Source organism: Acuticoccus sp., assembly GCF_965213555.1.
Taxonomy (GTDB): domain Bacteria; phylum Pseudomonadota; class Alphaproteobacteria; order Rhizobiales; family Amorphaceae; genus Acuticoccus.
The window spans coordinates 336539-353810 of sequence record NZ_OZ243890.1 but is presented as its reverse complement, the minus strand read 5'-3'; the positions used below and the strand labels follow the sequence as shown (position 1 = coordinate 353810).

The 17272-nt window shown below is 68.3% G+C and carries 10 protein-coding genes and 2 pseudogenes; 5 read left to right on the top strand and 7 right to left on the bottom strand.

Annotated features, from left to right (window positions below; translation table 11 throughout):
• Positions 1-32 precede the first annotated feature (32 nt).
• The gene (locus ACOOE8_RS01885) at positions 33-266 is read left to right on the top strand and encodes a DUF2007 domain-containing protein (RefSeq protein ID WP_420393205.1); all 234 of its coding nucleotides are present in this window, start codon (positions 33-35) and stop codon (positions 264-266) included.
• Here ACOOE8_RS01885 and ACOOE8_RS01880 read toward each other — a convergent pair.
• Positions 263-1174: a 4-(cytidine 5'-diphospho)-2-C-methyl-D-erythritol kinase gene (locus ACOOE8_RS01880; protein WP_420393204.1), complete on the bottom strand. Its 912-nt coding sequence runs from the start codon at positions 1172-1174 to the stop codon at positions 263-265. The genes ACOOE8_RS01885 and ACOOE8_RS01880 overlap by 4 nt on opposite strands.
• Positions 1175-3040, bottom strand: coding sequence for a tetratricopeptide repeat protein (locus tag ACOOE8_RS01875; protein ID WP_420393203.1), 1866 nt, complete (start codon positions 3038-3040; stop codon positions 1175-1177). It abuts the gene before it with no gap.
• Positions 3041-3319: 279 nt separating this feature from the next.
• On the opposite strand from ACOOE8_RS01875, the pseudogene ppdK reads away from it, so the two are divergent.
• Positions 3320-5987: pseudogene (ppdK, locus tag ACOOE8_RS01870) on the top strand (pyruvate, phosphate dikinase).
• Positions 5988-6083: 96 nt separating this feature from the next.
• Here ppdK and ACOOE8_RS01865 read toward each other — a convergent pair.
• The gene (locus tag ACOOE8_RS01865; RefSeq protein ID WP_420393202.1) at positions 6084-6530 is read right to left on the bottom strand and encodes a hypothetical protein; all 447 of its coding nucleotides are present in this window, start codon (positions 6528-6530) and stop codon (positions 6084-6086) included.
• 236 nt (positions 6531-6766) lie between these two features.
• On the opposite strand from ACOOE8_RS01865, the gene ACOOE8_RS01860 reads away from it, so the two are divergent.
• Positions 6767-8512 (top strand): AIPR family protein, encoded by a 1746-nt coding sequence (locus tag ACOOE8_RS01860; RefSeq protein WP_420394597.1) that lies wholly within the window; start codon positions 6767-6769, stop codon positions 8510-8512.
• A 253-nt stretch (positions 8513-8765) separates the two neighbouring features.
• Here the strand turns inward: ACOOE8_RS01860 and ACOOE8_RS01855 are convergent, their stop codons facing one another.
• A complete protein-coding gene (locus ACOOE8_RS01855) occupies positions 8766-9908 on the bottom strand; it encodes a type IIL restriction-modification enzyme MmeI (protein WP_420393201.1) in 1143 nt (380 codons plus the stop codon).
• Between the two features lie 583 nt (positions 9909-10491).
• Between ACOOE8_RS01855 and dps the strand changes: the two genes are divergently transcribed.
• Positions 10492-10974, top strand: a complete 483-nt coding sequence (gene dps / locus ACOOE8_RS01850; RefSeq protein WP_420393200.1) for a DNA starvation/stationary phase protection protein Dps — start codon at positions 10492-10494, stop codon at positions 10972-10974.
• Between the two features lie 204 nt (positions 10975-11178).
• Complete coding sequence (locus ACOOE8_RS01845) at positions 11179-13452, top strand: CDC48 family AAA ATPase (RefSeq protein ID WP_420393199.1); 2274 nt, start codon at positions 11179-11181, stop codon at positions 13450-13452.
• A 21-nt stretch (positions 13453-13473) separates the two neighbouring features.
• On the opposite strand, the pseudogene ACOOE8_RS01840 reads toward ACOOE8_RS01845, so the two are convergent.
• The 3 genes and pseudogenes from ACOOE8_RS01840 to purM form a co-directional block, all read right to left on the bottom strand.
• Positions 13474-15429 (bottom strand): annotated as a pseudogene (locus tag ACOOE8_RS01840) (protein-L-isoaspartate(D-aspartate) O-methyltransferase).
• Between the two features lie 130 nt (positions 15430-15559).
• Complete coding sequence (purN, locus tag ACOOE8_RS01835) at positions 15560-16186, bottom strand: phosphoribosylglycinamide formyltransferase (RefSeq protein ID WP_420393198.1); 627 nt, start codon at positions 16184-16186, stop codon at positions 15560-15562.
• A complete protein-coding gene (gene purM, locus ACOOE8_RS01830; protein WP_420393197.1) occupies positions 16171-17211 on the bottom strand; it encodes a phosphoribosylformylglycinamidine cyclo-ligase in 1041 nt (346 codons plus the stop codon). Before purM ends, purN begins: the two co-directional genes overlap by 16 nt.
• Positions 17212-17272 lie beyond the last annotated feature (61 nt).

Below are 17272 nucleotides of genomic sequence, written 5' to 3'. Positions count from 1 at the left end.
CTCCGTCGCCGTGGCGGTGCAGGAGGACCAGCTTGGACGAGCTGCTGCGCACGAACGACGTCGTGTTGATCTCGTTCGTCGAAGCCCTGTTGTCGGAGGCGGGCATCGAGCACCTCGTCGTCGACCAGAACATGAGCGTGCTCGAGGGGTCGCTCGGCGTCCTGCCGCGCCGAGTCCTGGTGAGCCGCCAGCGGCTCGGCAAGGCGCGCGCGCTCCTCGTCGACGCGGGCATCGCCGACGAGCTGTCCGCACGACCTCGACCCTAACCGAGAGCGGCGGTCGCGGGCACCGGCAACACGGGCGCAGGCTCCTCATGGGCGCCCGCAAGCCGCACCGGCGCGACCCACCACGACGGGGCGTCCCTGCCGATCGCTGCCGCCGCGCCATCGCGGGACTGGGCGTCGCCGTAGAGCGCGACCACCGTGGCGCCGGACCCCGACATGCGCGCCAGCAGGCAGCCCTGCGTGGCGCGCAAGGCATCGAGCGCCGTTGCGATCGCCGGGACGAGCGCGATGGCGGGGGCTTCGAGGTCGTTGCGTGCCGCCGCGAGCCAGCTGGCGAGCGCGTCGGCGTCCGCCAGTGGTGGCGGCGTTGGGAGCGGCTGGTTCTCCCTCACCGCCAGACGGCGGAAGACGTCCTGCGTCGACACCGGCACGCGTGGGTTGACCAGCAGCGCCTCCACCGAGGGCAGCGCGACGTCGGTAAGCACCTCGCCGATCCCGGCGACGAGGGCAGGTCGGCCCGACAGGCACATGGGAACGTCCGCCCCGAGTGCGAGGGCGACGCCGGCAAGCGAGCTCGGCGCAACGCCGCGGCCGTGGGCGACCGCACGAAGGACGGCCGCAGCGTCCGCCGAGCCCCCGCCGACGCCAGCGGCGACGGGCAGCGACTTCGTGAGCCACACGCTTGCCACGCCGCCGACCGCCTGCGCCGCACGGAGGACGAGGTTGCTCGGCCCACCGGGGACCTCGCCCGCGAACGGCCCCGTGACGCGCAGACGCGGCGTTTCGGCCTCGCCGAACGCCACCGTCACGCGGTCGGCGGCCCCCACGGCGAAGGCGACGAGGCTGTTGAGGAGGTGGTAGCCGTCCTCGCGCTGCCCCACCACATGGAGCGCGAGGTTGACCTTGGCGGGGGCGACCGCCTGGAGCGCGGCGGACGTTGCGAGCTGCACTCAGTCGGCTGCGGGGTCCACCGCGCCGTCCGTCGCTTCGGTCGCGTCCTCGGCGTCGGCGGGCATCGTCGAGGGCTCGGCGGTTGCCGATGACGCGCCGGCCGCGTCGGCCTCGTTGGCCGCGGCCTGCACGGGCTGCGGATCGTCGGGCAGCCCCTCGCGCAGCTTGCGCAGGATGGTCGGCGCGATGTCCTCGTCAGGATCGTTGTCGCGCGCGTGCGCCCACTGGAACATCGCCTCGAGGCGCCGTCCGACGCGCCAGTAAGCATCCCCCAGGTGGTCGTTGATGACGGGGTCGAGGGGGATCAGGCTGACGGCGCGCTCCAGCTCGCGCACCGCGTCCTCGTAGCGGCCGAGGCGGTAGTACGCCCAGCCGAGGCTGTCCACGATGTAGCCGTTCGTGGGCTCGGCCGCGACCGCCCGGCGCACCATGTCGATGGCCTCCTCAAGCTTCTCGCCGCGGTCGATGAGCGAGTAGCCGAGGTAGTTGAGCGTATGCGCGTTGTCCGGCTCGTAGGCGAGCGCGCGTCGGAAGTCGGCTTCGGCACCGGTCCAATCATCGGTGCGCTCGCGGGCGATGCCGCGGTAGTAGTACAGCGTCCAGTGCCGGTCGGGCACCTCCCCGAACGCCGTGATCGCCTGATCGTAGACCGACCTCGCCTCCTCGAAGCGCTCTAGGCTGCGGTAGACGTTGCCCAGCACGATGGTGGTCCCGACGTCCGTCGGATCGGCGGCGACGAGCTCGTCGAGCAGGGCGATCGCCTCCTCGTTGCGCTCCAGGACGTTGAGGTTCAGCGCCTCCTGGACCCGTGCGTTGCGCGACAGCGGATGCTGGCGGGGGATGCCGCGGTAGATGCCGATGGCCGCCTCGTACTGGCGAAGGCTCTCCATCACCTCGGCGAGCGCCATCGAGGAGAAGTGCCGGTCCGGCACGAGGAACAGCGCGAGCTGGAAGAGGCTCGCCGCCGGCGCGCGGCCACCGTCCCGGTTGTAGGCGATGCCGAGCCCGTGCAGCGCCTCCGCCGCGCCGTCGAGCGCCGAACCCACCAGGGGGGCGACGTCGCCGCCCCCGGAGAGCGCCTCGCGCAGCGCCTCCACGTAGCCGTCGCCACCAAGCCGCTCGTCGAGGACGTCGAGGACAGCCATCGCCCGGTCGGCCCTGCCACTGCGGGCGAGGTGCCGAGCGTAAGCCTCTGCCACGCGCAGGGAGTCGGGAGCGCGCTCGTAGGCGAGCCGCAGCCGGTCGTCGGCGATCTTTGACAGGTCCGCGAAGTCGGCGATGAGCCCGGCGTGAAGGGTCGTGAACCCGTCGTACCAGCGCGGGCCGTTCAGCTCGTCGAGGAGGTTGATGCCCTCGGCCGCACGGCCCTGCGCCACGAGCGTCCAGGCGTCGAGGAGCCCGGCGACGAGCTCCTGGATCTGGCCGCCCGCGGCAGTCAGCCGGCCGAGCGTCTCGCGCGCCGCGTCCCGCTCACCGGAGCGCAGCTGATGGACCGCCAGCGTCGTCAGCGCGATCCAGTCCTCGGGGTCGGAGCGCAGGAGGTCCTCGGCGAGCCCGACGGCGCGGGCGATGTTGCCGGAGGCGACGTTGAGGATCACCGACGGCTCCAGGAGCTCGGTGTTGTCCCGGTCCTTCGACAGCGCCGACACGTAGAAGCCTGCAGCGGCGCTGAGGTCCTCGTTCACCGAGGCATGTCGTGCCGCAAGGTAGAAGCCGGCGAGCGAGCCGAAGGTCATCGCCCCGACCCGCTCTTGCTGTTGACCGATCGGGGCGAGCTCGTTGCCGGAAGGCATGGCCGCGGCCGGCGTCGCCAGAAGGGCGGCGGCCAGCACCGGCCCGAGCGGAACCTTGATGCGCGGAGCCAAAGCAAATCCCCTTGTCAAAGCGTACGTCCTGTCACGCGCCCACGGGCGTCGGGTGGGTCCATCGTGCGTCCGAGCGCTGGCACGGCCGCGGAGCGGGCACGTGGGGGGCCGACGCATCGGCACGCCCGCGGCACGCGCCGCGCCTCGTCAAGCGCTGGCACGTAAGCCGACCGGCCGGCGCGCGCAAGCTTCTATGCGGGAACGTTGGCCATGGCCGTCGTTTCCAGCGCCCCTACACTTCATTATACGTGAGCGTCGATTGGTGGGGGAACTTTCGTAATGGGCAGATGGGTGTACACGTTCGGCGACGGTGCGGCCGAGGGTGACGCGAGCCAGCGCGACCTGCTCGGCGGCAAGGGCGCCAACCTTGCCGAGATGGCGAGCTTGGGGCTGCCCGTGCCTCCCGGCATGACGATCACCACCGAGGTGTGCACCTACTACTACGAGCACGACCAAACCTATCCGCCCGAGCTCCTCGCGGAGGTGGACGCCGCGCTCGACACGATCGCCGCCTCAACCGGGCGCACGTTCGGCGACCCGGCGATGCCGCTCCTCGTGTCGGTGCGCTCCGGCGCCCGCATCTCGATGCCTGGCATGATGGACACCGTGCTGAACCTTGGGCTCAACGACGACACCGTGGGCGCGCTGGCGAAGAACGCCGAGGACCAGCGCTTCGCGGTCGATTCCTACCGCAGGTTCATCCAGATGTACGGCGACGTCGTCCTCGGCGTGCCGATGCAGAAGTTCGACCGCCACCTCGATGCGCTTGAAGGACAAGCTCGGCGTGGAGCTCGACACCGAGGTGTCGGCGGACGACTGGCGCGGCCTCATCGCCACCTACAAGCGCCTCGTCGAGGAGGAGACCGGCTCGCCCTTCCCGCAGGACCCGCGCGACCAGCTGTGGGGCGCCATCGGCGCCGTGTTCGGCTCCTGGCGCAACGAGCGCGCCATCACCTACCGCCGCCTGCACCAGATCCCGGAGAAGTGGGGCACCGCCGTCACCGTCCAGGCGATGGTGTTCGGCAACATGGGCGACACGTCCGCCACCGGCGTCGCGTTCACCCGCAACCCGTCCACCGGCGAGAACGCGCTCTACGGCGAGTTCCTGATCAACGCGCAGGGCGAGGACGTCGTCGCCGGCATCCGCACGCCCCAGGACATCACCGAGCGCGCGCGCATCGAGGCGGCGTCGGACAAGCCGTCCATGGAGCGGGCGCTGCCCGAGGCGTTCGCCGAGTTCCGCGACGTCTGCGCCAAGCTGGAGGCGCACTACCGCGACGTGCAGGACCTCGAGTTCACCATCGAGCGCGGCAAGCTGTGGATGCTGCAGACCCGATCGGGCAAGCGCACCGCCAAGGCCGCGCTCAAGATCGCCGTCGACATGGTCGACGAGGGCATCATCACCGAGGACGAGGCGGTCAAGCGCATCGAGCCCGGCTCGCTCGACCAGCTCCTCCACCCGATGATCGACCCCGAGGGGGAGAAGACGCTGTTCGCCAAGGCGCTGCCCGCCTCGCCCGGCGCCGCGGCGGGCGAGATCGTGTTCTCCTCCGAGGACGCCGAGCGCCTCGCCGCCATGGGCCGCCCCTGCATCCTGTGCCGCATCGAGACGAGCCCCGAGGACATCTCCGGCATGCACGCGGCCGAGGGCATCTTCACGACGCGCGGCGGCATGACGAGCCACGCCGCCGTCGTCGCCCGCGGCATGGGCAAGCCCTGCGTGTCGGGCGCGGGCTCCGTGCGCATCGACTACGACAGGCAGACCATCCAGGCCGGCGACGTGACCCTGAAGGCCGGCGACAAGATCACCATCGACGGCGGCTCCGGCGAGGTCCTCCTCGGCGAGGTGCCGATGCTGAAGCCCGAGCTCTCCGGCGACTTCCAGCGCCTCATGGGCTGGGCCGACGGCGCCCGCCGCATGAAGGTGCGCACCAACGCCGACACGCCGCACGACGCGCGCACCGCGCGCGACTTCGGCGCCGAGGGCATCGGGCTGTGCCGCACCGAGCACATGTTCTTCGACCCCGCGCGCATCATGGCGATGCGCGAGATGATCCTCGCCGACGACATCCCCGGCCGGCGCGCCGCCCTCGACAAGCTGCTGCCCATGCAGCGCGAGGACTTCACGCAGCTGTTCGAGATCATGGCCGGCCTGCCGGTGACGATCCGCCTGCTCGACCCGCCGCTCCACGAGTTCATCCCCGAGTCGGACGAGGAGATCGCCGAGGTCGCCGAGGCGTTGGGCGCCGACCCCGACAAGCTGAGGAACCGCGCCCAGGCGCTCGCCGAGTTCAACCCGATGCTCGGCCACCGCGGCTGCCGCCTCGCCGTCTCCTACCCGGAGATCGCCGAGATGCAGTCCCGCGCGATCTTCGAGGCCGCCATCGCCGCGGCGCAGAAGACCGGCTCGCCGGTGGAGCCCGAAGTCATGGTGCCGCTCGTCGGCCTCAAGACCGAGCTGGAGTTCGTCAAGAAGCGGATCGACGCCACCGCCCGCGCCGTCTCCGAGGAGACCGGCCAGACCTTCGCCTACCAGGTGGGGACCATGGTGGAGCTACCGCGCGCGGCGCTCAACGCGGGCCAGATCGCCGAGGTGGCCGAGTTCTTCTCCTTCGGCACCAACGACCTGACGCAGACGACCTTCGGCATCAGCCGCGACGACGCCGGCGTGTTCCTCGGCGCCTACCTGCGGGAGTCGATCATCGACGTCGACCCGTTCGTGTCCATCGACGTGGACGGCGTGGGCGAGCTCATCAGGATCGGCGCCGAGCGGGGCCGCGCGACGCGCCCCGACATCAAGATGGGCATCTGCGGCGAGCACGGCGGCGACCCCGCGAGCATCGCCTTCTGCGAGACGGTCCGCCTCGACTACGTCTCCTGCTCCCCCTTCCGCGTGCCCATCGCGAGGCTCGCGGCGGCGCAGGCCGCGCTCAACGGGGGTGGCTAGCGCGCGGCTACCGATTCGGGGCGCTCGAACCCCCTCGCGAGCGAATGCGCACGATGCCTCCTGCAGGACCGGCGCCTTGGAGAGCGGGCGAGCTGGTCAGCGGCGAGTGAAGTAGAGCGTTGTGCCCTCGCGCTGGCCGGAGCGGACGATGCCAAGGTCGGCGAGCACGCCGAGCACCTCCTCGACGCGCTGCTTGCGTTGCGGCGAGAGGCGGCCCTTGAAGGCGCGGGCGACGGCCTCGGTCGAGATCGGCTCGGCCGCCGCGTCGATCAACGCGCGCACGGCGGAGAACTGCTCGCGCTCCTCGGCGGGCCACGGCGCGCTCTCGGCGGCGACTGCGACGGCGACGTCCGCCTCGATCTGCTCCTCCGGCCGCCTCACTTTGTGGCCGAGCTTCGGGATCTGGTAGTCTGGGCGCAGCCAGCGCACGTGACCGCGCGCCTCCTCGCGGGCGCGCTCGGCGTTGAGCGCGACGAGGCGGGACAGCATCTCCTCCTCGGCGGCCTCCTGGCGCTCGTCCTTGTGGGTGGACGTTGGACTCAACAGTGGCCACTTACAAAACGACAATCTCGAGAGGAGATTGGTCGCCTCTGCCACACCTTTCGGACGCGGGCACAAACCTCGTTGTCAATGTCCGCTGGTGGTGACCTTAGACGGCACCGTCCTCCCCTAAAAACGATTGGTCGGTACCTCCGACTAAAGGACAGCGTAGGGAGCTTGGCGATGCGGACGAGTCAGACTTTCCACGCTAGCCTTCACATAGCTCGATGGGGACCGTGATGGACGTTGTCACGCAAAGTTTATTAAGGGAATTTGCGTTGAGTCAGAAGATAGATGTAGAAGCTGAAGCTGACAAATTCGAAGGATTTATAAACTACATCGTTGTGTCAGATGTTTATCAAGAAGAATTTGATTTTAGCGTTATTTCAACGGGCAAAGGGGAGTTCGGAATCGACGGCGTCGCAATTATTGTAAACGATACGATCGTAGATGATGAGGATCAGATTGATGATATTATAGAGCACCATGCTGTGTTACAGATGCAATTTGTGTTCGTTCAGTCGAAGACCAGCTCAAGTTTTGATGCAGGCGATTTATCAAAGTTTCTCCAGGCGGCCACTGATTTCTCTAATCAACAAACCGCCTTCGTTCAAAGTGAGCGGATAATTGAGCTGCATCGCGTCAAGAATAAGCTCTATCAGGCCGCTGCCAAATTCGCTAGGGGCTTACCCAAGCTTTCACTCTACTATGCAACTACGGGCACTTGGAATGAGGATCGAAACCTCTGCGCTATTCGCGACGGAGCTGTTACCCAGCTAAGGAGTTTACACATGTTTGAAGGAGTAGCGTTCCACCCAGTGGATGCAACTCGGATCCAGAAGCTGTATTTTCAGACCAAAAATGCCTTCCGGGTGACGGTCTCCTTCGGTCAAAATGTCTCCATACCGGAAATCCCTGACGTCAGGGAGTCCTACATCGGCCTTCTCTCGATCGGTGAGTACCTCAAAATGATTACCGATGAAGAAGGCGCTGTGCGTCGTCGGCTTTTTTTCGATAACATCCGAGACTTCCAAGGTGACACACCGGTTAATAAATCGATCGCGGAAACCTTGAGTTCTCAGAATTGTATTCAGTTTCCTTTAAGGAATAATGGCATCACCATTGTCACAAGAAAGCTGCAACGCGTTGGCTCCCAGTTCACCCTCGAGGACTTCCAGATCGTCAACGGCTGTCAAACAAGCCACGTTATTGTTCAGACTGCGCATAACCAAAATAACGATACAATGATACCGGTTAAGATCGTTGCAACAAAGAACGAAGATATTATTCGGCAAGTAATTATTGCATCAAATCAACAAAACAGAGTCGATCAAGAGAGTTTTTGGGCTCTAGATCCAATTCATAAAGCAATAGAGATTTATTTTGAGTCAAAGCCCGACGATCAAAGATTATTCTACGAGCGTAGGCCGGGCCAATTCAACACGGTGGTGGGCATTGAGAAGGTTAGAATCATTACTAAAGAGTTCCTGCTCAAGGTCTATGCGTCTGTCTACCTTGAGCAACCCAACCAAGTTGGGCGCTATTATAAGGATTTGATCCCCATGATAGGGACCGACATTTTTGCACCGACGCACGAGGTTCATTCTTACTACACCGCAGCGTACATGGCTTACCGACTTGAGTTCCTTTTCCGCAATCGGCGCATCGCATCTGAATGGAAAGCATTTCGCTTTCAGCTGGTGATGGCGGCTCGGCTCATCACCGAGCGCGAACTCGGCCTTGACCCGACGAAAAAACGATCAAAGACTTATTGCCACGCTATGGATAAAGTGATGCTCGATCCAGAGAAAGCCTTGAAAGTATTTGAGGAAGGATGCGAGTCTATTACGACTGCGATCAAAGCTCTTAAGCACAACGGCGCTAAACTCGACCGCCGGACTGCAAAAATGCGAGACATGAAGGAAAAGTTGAAAGCTGTACTCGCGGAAAGCATAAATGTAGGTTCAACAAATACGACAGTTTAGTTTAATTCTGGGATAATTTAGGTAGTTAACGGTCAACGTCTTTAAGCGGTCCGTCTGGAAGAACTGTGTCACGACTTCTGCTGTGCGCGGATATGCCTTAAATCTTCGATCGAGAGCGCACGTCCCTAAACTGCCTTCTGTAAGATTTCGGCAGCTACTTTGCATTAGCGTTCCACGTTCGCTTTGGATCCCCGCTAAGTTCCGGTCTAAGGCCTGCAAAAAAAGCAAAACAGGATTGGCCCCCGTGCTGCTGTTAGCCAAACTTCCTAATGATGGTCGGCACCACCAGGCGCTCGACGTAGGCGCGCGGCGTATAGTGCGCGCCGAGCCGCGCGCGCTCGCGCGGGTTGAGGGCGCGCTCGAGCAGCGTGCCGAAGATCGCCGGCTCGACGTCGCGCCAGTCCTTCGACGCCGCGACGGCGAGCTCGTGGATGCCCTCGCGGTCGAGCGGCAGCGCGCGGCGCTCCTTGAACAGCGTGCCGTTGAACCGCTTCAGCACTGCGCCCATGCGCGGCTCGAAGCCGCCCTCGTCCATCGTCCGCCACAGGTGTTCGAGCTGCGGCACGAACTGGCGCGGCTCATCCTTCAGCTCGGTGAGGAGTTTCGTAAAACTCGCCTTCGGAATGAGCTCGACGTCCTCGGCGAACATCGTGAACAGGCAGCGCATCAGGAAGGTCGCGACGGCGGCGGGATCGTGCTTGCCCTCGAGCCGCTTCGCGACCCTCGCGACCCTCGCGAGCCGCTCGGCGACGTCGCGCGTCACCTCCGCCGCGCGGATCGCCGGGTTGAGCGACGCCGGCTCGAGCCACACCTTGGCGAGGCGCTCGCGCACCGCCTCCTCGCGCAGCGCCTCGAGCGGGATCGAGAACTCGCGCCGGTTCGGGAACTGCGTGTAGTTTCGGCCCTGGCCGGAGAAGTCGGCGTAGAGCTCGATGACGTTGCCGACGTCGATCACCATCAGGAAGAGCGGCGGCGCGTGGTCAGGCGGCAGGTCGCCGACATAGCCCTTCGCCTGAAGGTAGGCCCGCCGCATTGCCCGGTCCCACGCCGGCGTGCCGCGCTTCGCGGTGCCGCCCTTCACAGCGGCCGTGTGCTCGGGCAACAGCTCGCCCTGACCCTCGTTGGACCTGCGGGCGGAAGGCAGCGAGGACTGCTTCGATTCCAGGATGAAGCAGCTCCTCTTGTAGCAGTCTATCCGGTTCGTGCTGACCGCGTCGCGTGTGACGTGGCGGACCGAGCGCTCGAACACGTAGCTGTTGGCAGCGTCGCTCGGCACCGTCGGGCTAGGCCGCGGCACCCCGATGAGGTCGCAAAGGTCTAGGACGAAGTGCTGTGCGTTGGCGTTCTCGGCGCCGCCGGAAGGCGCCCACTTCGCGATCAGCTCATCAGGCGTCATCGGCGTCCCGTCGCTGTTGGCCCCAGCGAGTTATCCCCACTTTCCCAACCTCCGGTAAAGTCCCGCCCGTCGCTCGGCTCGAGGGGAGGCGCGTCCGGACCGGCCGCTGCGAGGATCGAGGGCTTTGGTGATCGAGGCGGGCCGGTAACGGACGGCCCGCGTCGATCATGCGACGGACCGGCCTCCACCGGGACGCCAATTCGGCGAGGGTCGCACCTCGTGGCGCTTGGCCGCACCCGCACTCCGCCTGCGGGGAGGAGGGGAGGGACGGTAGGCCGTCCACGTCCGCGCGAGCCGAAGGCGGGACACGTGGGCACGGCCCACAACCAAACCTTCCACCGGGCCACCCGCGTGTCCCGCCGTCCCTGCATCCCTCGGCTGCCGCGCAGCGCGAGCGCGACGGCACACGTCTCCACCATGCCTTCCAAGCCCAGCGCGCACCGCGCCCACGGCTCGCGCCCGGCCTCCGTCGCGATGGCCCGGCCCGCGGCGAGGCTCGCCGCGGCAACGGGGCTGAACACGAGCGGCGCTTGCGCGTTCGTCGGCCGACGACATGTCACGACAAACGCAAGGAGACCCTGCCATGATGTTCCCCACCGCCTGCGACCTCCCCGAGCAGACCCGCCAGTCCATGTGCGCGCTGCTGCAGTCGCACGTGTCGGACGGCATCGACTTGTTCAGCCACGTGCGCCAGGCGCACTGGACGCTGCGCGGGCCGAACTTCATCGGCCTGCACGAGCTGCTCGAGACGATCTACGAGCAGGTCAAGGACCAGACCGACCTCCTCGCCGAGCGCCTCCAGCTCCTCGGCGGCCACACCGAGGGCACCATCGACGTCGCGGCGCAGAACTCGCGCCTGCCCAAGTACCCGCTCGACGCGGTCTCGCCGTCCGAGCACGTCGACGCCGTGACCAGCTCGCTCGCGGCCTACGCCAAGACCGTGCGCGGGGCGATCGACGAGGCGGACGAGGCGGGGGACATGGGCACGTCCGACCTGTTCACGGAGATCGTGCGCGAGGTGGACCGGGCGCGCTGGATGATCGAGGCGCACAAGCCGGTCAAGTGAGCCAAGGCGCCGACGCACCGTGCGCTCGCCGCTCGGCCGCGCCAGGGTGTCGCCGCCCAGCCGCCGACCCGCCCACGCCTCCGGCGTCTGCGGCGGATGCGGGCAGCACCCTCGGCGACGGCGAGAGCGGCACGAGGGGCGCTAGGAACAGGAGCGTCATGCGCACGTTGGCGATCCATCGCACCGAACCGCGCAGGACGCACGATGCCCAAAAGCCGGAACGACGGACTGCGCCTTCAGGTGGCCAACGCAAGGCCGGAGGATGCCGGACGCGGCATCGCGCGCCTGTCGAGGGAGGCGATCGCTGAGCTGGGGCTGAGACCCGGGCAGCCCATCGAGATCGTCGGTCGCCGCCACACCGCGGCGATCGCGATGCCGCTCGCGGCGGAGGACGAAGGGCTGTCCCTCATCAGGCTCGACGGACTGCAGCGTGGCAACGCGGGGACGGGGTCCGGCGACCACGTCGAGGTCCAGGCCCCCGACCTCAAGATCGCAACCCGCCTCGTCGTCGCGCCGGCGCAGAAGAACCTGCGGCTCCACGGCACGGGGGACGCGCTCAAGCGCTCGTTCCTGCAGCGGCCGTTCGTGGCGGGCGACATCGTCTCGACGTCGGTCGCCTCGCGGCTACCGGGCGCCGACCTGCCGCCGGAGATGAGGGCGATGTTCAACGCCCCGTCCTACGGGCTGCAGGAGATCCGCCTCGTCGTCGTGGCGACGCAGCCGCGCGGCGTCGTCGTCATGGGCCCGGAGACGGAGGTGGAGCTGCGTGCCACCCACGAGGAGCCGAAGGAGAGCCGCCGCGCGGACGCGAGCTACGACGACATCGGCGGCCTCGGCAACGTCACCGAGGAGATCCGGGAGATGGTCGAGCTGCCGCTGCGCCGGCCCGAGCTCTTCCAGCGCCTCGGCATTGATCCGCCCAAGGGCGTCCTGATGCACGGCCCTCCCGGCACCGGCAAGACGCTTCTCGCTCGGGCGGTCGCCAACGAGGCGGAGGCGACGTTCTTCTCCATCGCCGGCCCCGAGGTGATGGGCAAGCATTACGGCGAGTCCGAGGAGCGGCTGCGCCAGCTCTTCGAGGACGCAAAGCGGGCGAGCCCGTCCATCATCTTCATCGACGAGATCGACTCCATCGCACCCAAGCGCGACCGCGTGTCCGGGGAGGCCGAGCGCCGCCTCGTCGCGCAGCTCCTGACGTTGATGGATGGCCTCGAGCAGCGCGCCAACGTCGTCGTCATCGCAGCGACCAACCGGCCGGACGCCATCGACGAGGCGCTGCGTCGTCCGGGTCGCTTCGACCGCGAGATCATGATCGGCGCGCCCGACCAGAAGGGCCGCCGGCAGATCCTCGGCATCCACACCCGCGGGATGCCGCTCGCCGAGGATGTCGACCTCGACGCGCTCGCGAAGGCCACCTACGGCTTCGTGGGGGCGGACCTGTCGGCGCTGTGCCGCGAGGCCGCCATCGACGCGGTCCGGCGCACGCTGCCATCCATCGACATGCGGCAGGACGTCCCCGCCGAGGTGCTGGAAAACCTGCGGGTGGAACGGCGCGACTTCATCCAGGCGCAACGGCGCGTCCAACCGTCCGCCATGCGTGAGATCATGATCGAGGCGCCGAACGTCGCGTGGGAGGACATCGGCGGCCTCGACGCCGTACGTGAGACGATGCGCGAGGGGATCGAGCTTCCGCTCAAGAACCCGGAGGCCTTTCGCCGGCTCGGCATCCGCCCCGCCAAGGGCTTCCTGATGTTCGGGCCGCCCGGGACCGGCAAGACGCTGCTCGCCAAGGCCGTCGCGCGCGAGGCGGAGGCGAACTTCATCACCGCCCGCTCGTCCGACCTCTTGTCGAAGTGGTACGGGGAGTCCGAGCAGCAGGTGGCCCGGCTGTTCCAGCGCGCCAGGCAGGTGGCGCCCTCCATCATCTTCATCGACGAGATCGACAGCCTGGTGCCCGCGCGCGGCGGCGGCCTCGGCGAGCCCCAGGTGACGGAGCGTGTGGTCAACACGATCCTGTCGGAGATGGACGGGCTCGAGGAGCTGACCAGCGTCGTCGTCATCGGCGCCACCAACAGGCCAACGCTCGTCGATCCAGCGCTCCTCCGCCCCGGACGGTTCGACGAGCTCGTCTACGTCCCGGTGCCGGGGTCGGAGGGGCGGCAGCGGATCCTCGAGATCCAGACGAAGAACATGCCGCTCGCCGCGGACGTCGACCTCGGCGCGCTTGCCGAGCGCGCGCAGCGCTACACCGGCGCCGACCTCGCCGACCTCGTGCGTCGCGCCGGGCTCGTCGCGCTGCGGCGCGGCGACGGGTCGGCGACCGTGATGGCATCCGACTTCGAGGAGGCGTTCAAGCAGACCCGCGCCTCCGTCACCGCGGACATGGAGCGCGAGTACGAGGAGATCGTGCGCACGCTGAAGCAGGAGGCCCCCCGGCGTCAGCCCATCGGCTTTTTGCCCGCGCAGTCGCGAGGCTGATTGAAGGCGAGGGGCGGCCCGTCAGAGGCCGAACGGGTAGGTATCCGCCGCACCCTCGCCGGCGTGGTCGGGCCCGAGTGGGGTGACCGCGGCGGTCTCGTCGAACCACACCCAGGCGTCGAACTGCTGCGACAGCGACGCCTCGGCGTAGTGGCTCGCAAGCTCGGTGCGCGGGCGGTAGACCACGCCGATGAAGCGCTCCAAGCGCGCCTCCGCCAGCCCCCGTCGCAGCGCCTCATCCGCGCCGAGATCGAGGAGGAAGCGCGGCACTCCGGCGTCGTGACACAGCCTCTCGATGCTGTCGGCGCGGGAGGGCACGACGCGCTTCACCTCGACGTCCCCGCCCCAGTCACTGGCGGCTGCGACGGTGCCGGTGTGCGTGCCGAAGCCGATGAGCGCCGCCTCCTCGCCGAAGCGCTCGCGGCAGAGCTGGCCGATGTTGAGCTGCCCGTGGAGCTGCCCCATCTCGGTGTGGCGGGCGTCCCCGATGTGCGAGTTGTGCGCCCAGACGACCGCCTTGGCATCCGGCCCTGCAGCGTCGAGGACGTGGGTCAGCGTCTCGAACATGTGCGTGTCGCGCAGGTTCCATGATTCCTCGCCGCCGTAGTACATCACGCGGTAGTAGCGCTCGGCGGCGGCGATCAAGCGGGCGTTCTGCGCGGCGTCGAGCACGTCGTCGCCGTCGCGCTCGGCGTCGCCGAGCTGGCGCGACAGGAGCTCGCTGCACTGCGCGACGACGGCGGCCTCGCACTGCTTGTAGCGGCCCGATAGGACGGCTCGACCGTAAGTGGCCGGATCCTTCTGCCACGGTGTCAAGCATCCGTAGCGCTCCCGTGCGACCATCGCGGCCTCAGGATCGACGTCGTCGAGGTAGTCGAGGACGGCGGCGATGGAGCCGCCCATGTTGTACATGTCGAGGCCGCGGAAGGCTGCACGGTCCGCTTGCGGAACGCTTGCATTGCGGGCGTGCAGCCAGTCGACGAGCGAGGCGAACTCGACGTTCCTCCACATCCAAGTCGGAAAGCGCTGGAACGGCCGCTCGGTCCCTGGGCGTGCCGGGCGATGCCGCACGTGGCGATCGACGGTGGCCGCGTCCGGCCAGTCCGCCTCCGCCGCAACGATGGTGAACCCATGATGCTCGACGAGGTGGCGCGTCACCGCGGCGCGGGCCCGGTAGAACTCGGACGTGCCGTGGCTCGCCTCGCCAAGGAGGACCACGCGACGCTCGCCGTAGCGGTCGAAGTAGGCACCGAAGTCCGCCTCGCCCGGATCCGGCAGCGCGACGGCGGCGTCGGCGACCAACTGAGAGAGGGCGTCCGCAGGGTCGGGCACTCAGCGGCCGGGCCCGGATGGATCGTCCTCCAGCCATCCTTGCGCTCCGACGAGCGGCACGAACGCGACGGCGCCCACGTCCTCGCGCTCCCAGGTGTCCTCGCCGGTGCGCGTGACGCGGACCAGCGTCTGCCGCCGCTCCTCGAGCCCGACGGGGATGACGAGCCGGCCGCCGACCGCGAGCTGCTCCTTCAGTGCGGTCGGCACCTCGGGGCCTCCCGCTGCGACGAGGATGGCGTCGAACGGCGCAGCGTCGGGCAGACCAAGCGTTCCGTCGCCTGTGACGACCGTCGCGTTGTCGACGCCAAGAGCCCGGAGACGGGCGACCGCCTCGCGCGCCAACGCCGGATGCCGCTCGATCCCGTAGACTTCGGCCGCGATCCTGGCGAGGACGGCCGTTGCGTAGCCGGAGCCTGCCCCGACGTCGAGCACGCGATCGGCGGGTTGCAGCTGCGCGAGCTCCGTCATCAGCGCGACGACGTAGGGCTGCGAGACCGTCTGCCCTTCGCCGATGGGCAGCGCCGTGTCGTCGTAGGCGAGGTCAGTGATGTCGGAGGGAACGAACGCCTCGCGCGGGACGGTGCGCATGGCCTCCAGCACGGCGGGGTCGCCAACGCCGCGGTCCGCGATCTGCGCCTGCACCATGCGCTCGCGAGCGTCGGCACGGTCGGCAAGGGTCGCCTCACTCACCCCGTCGTGCCTCCGCTGACTATGTCGCCGGCTTCCGCGCAAAGGGCGCGCCGCCTACCGACGACCTGTGAGGGGGATACTCGGCCTAATCCTGGGGCAGCCGGAAGGGTTCCACCTTCTGCTCGATGTAGGCGGCGAGGGCGCCTGGGTAGAGCGCGTGCTCGGCGGCGAGGACGCGCGCGGCCAGACGGTCCGAATCGTCTTCGGGCAGGATCGGGACGCGGACCTGGGCAAGGATCGGGCCGTCGTCGAGCGCCTCCGTCACGAGGTGGACCGTCGCACCGTGCTCGCCGGCGCCTGCGGCAAGGGCCCGCGCGTGGGTGTCGAGGCCGCGGAGTGCCGGCAGCAGCGAGGGATGGATGTTGAGGATCCGGTCCCGCCAACGAGCCACGAACGGTGCGCCGAGGATGCGCATGAAGCCGGCGAGGGCGATGAGCTCAGCGCCCGCCTCGACCGCCACCTCCCCGAGGGCGGCGTCGAACTCGTCGCGGACGGCGTAGTCGCGGCGCGACACCACGCTGGTCGCGATGGCGTGCGACCGCGCGATCGTCAGGCCGCCCGCGTCCGGCCGGTCGGATACGACGACGGCGATCCGCGCAGGATAGGCCGCCTCCGCTGCCGCGGCAGCCAGTGCCGCGAGGTTGGTGCCGCGCCCGGAAAGGAACACCGCGACGGGAACCTTGCCGTCCGCCCCCCTTACGAGATGCGGCATCGCGGCTGGTCCGCCTCGCGCCGGACGATGTCGCCGATCAACCGTGGCCGCTCGCCCGCCAGCGTGAGGTCCGCCAGGATGGCGTCCCCGGCGTCGGGTGCGACGGCGAGGACGAGGCCGACGCCGCAGTTGAACACGGCGCGCATCTCGTCCGCTGCGACGCCGCCGGCGTTCTTTAGGTGCTCCATCACGGGGTGTGACGGCAGCGCCGCCGCCTCAATGCGCGCGGCGAGGTCGTCGGGCAACATGCGCGGCACGTTGCCGACAAGCCCGCCGCCGGTGATGTGGGCGATCCCGTGCACCCCCGCGACCCGCGCGAGCACCCCCAGCACCGGACGGACGTAGATGCGGGTGGGCGCCAGAAGCGCCTCGCCGAGCGTCACGTCGCCGAGCGGGGCGGCAAGGTCCCAGCCGCCCTCGGAGATCAGGCGCCGGATCAGCGAGTAGCCGTTGGCGTGTGCCCCCGAGGACGGCAGCCCAACCAGGACATCGCCGGCGGAGACACCCTGCGGCAGCAGGCGATCGCGACGCACCGCGCCGACCACGAAGCCGGCGAGGTCGTAGTCGCCCGGCGCGTAGTGCTCCGGCATCTCGGCCGTCTCCCCACCCAGCAGCGCGCAACCTGCGAGGCGGCAGCCCTCGGCGATCCCATCGACGACGTCCGCCGCAGCCGCGACGTCGAGCCTGCTGGACGCGTAGTAGTCGAGGAAGAACAGCGGCTCGGCGCCCTGGGCGAGGACGTCGTTGACGCACATCGCGACAAGGTCGATGCCGACGCCGCGATGACGGCCCAGCGCCGTCGCAAGGCGCAGCTTCGTGCCGACACCGTCGGTAGACGCGACGAGGAGCGAGCCGTCGTGCCCCGCGCCGGCAAGGTCGAACACGCCGCCGAAGCCGCCGAGGTCGGGGGATGCGCCAGGCCGGGCGGTCGACCGCGCTGCGGGCTTGATGCGTTCGACGAGGGCGTCCCCGGCGGCGACGTCGACGCCGGCCTCGCTGTAGAGCGCGCGGGAGGGATCGGACATGCGCCGCCTTTCGCACGTCGTCCCGTCCGTGCCAAGGCTCGCCGTTGCAGGCGCACAGTCC

Excerpts from the sequence above, each read along its gene's own strand:
- ACOOE8_RS01860 (WP_420394597.1), top strand. The coding sequence starts at position 6,767 with ATGGACGTTGTCACGCAAAGTTTATTAAGGGAATTTGCGTTGAGTCAG.
- ACOOE8_RS01855 (WP_420393201.1), bottom strand. The coding sequence starts at position 9,908 with ATGACGCCTGATGAGCTGATCGCGAAGTGGGCGCCTTCCGGCGGCGCC.
- dps (WP_420393200.1), top strand. The coding sequence starts at position 10,492 with ATGATGTTCCCCACCGCCTGCGACCTCCCCGAGCAGACCCGCCAGTCC.
- ACOOE8_RS01845 (WP_420393199.1), top strand. The coding sequence starts at position 11,179 with ATGCCCAAAAGCCGGAACGACGGACTGCGCCTTCAGGTGGCCAACGCA.
- purN (WP_420393198.1), bottom strand. The coding sequence starts at position 16,186 with ATGCCGCATCTCGTAAGGGGGGCGGACGGCAAGGTTCCCGTCGCGGTG.
- purM (WP_420393197.1), bottom strand. The coding sequence starts at position 17,211 with ATGTCCGATCCCTCCCGCGCGCTCTACAGCGAGGCCGGCGTCGACGTC.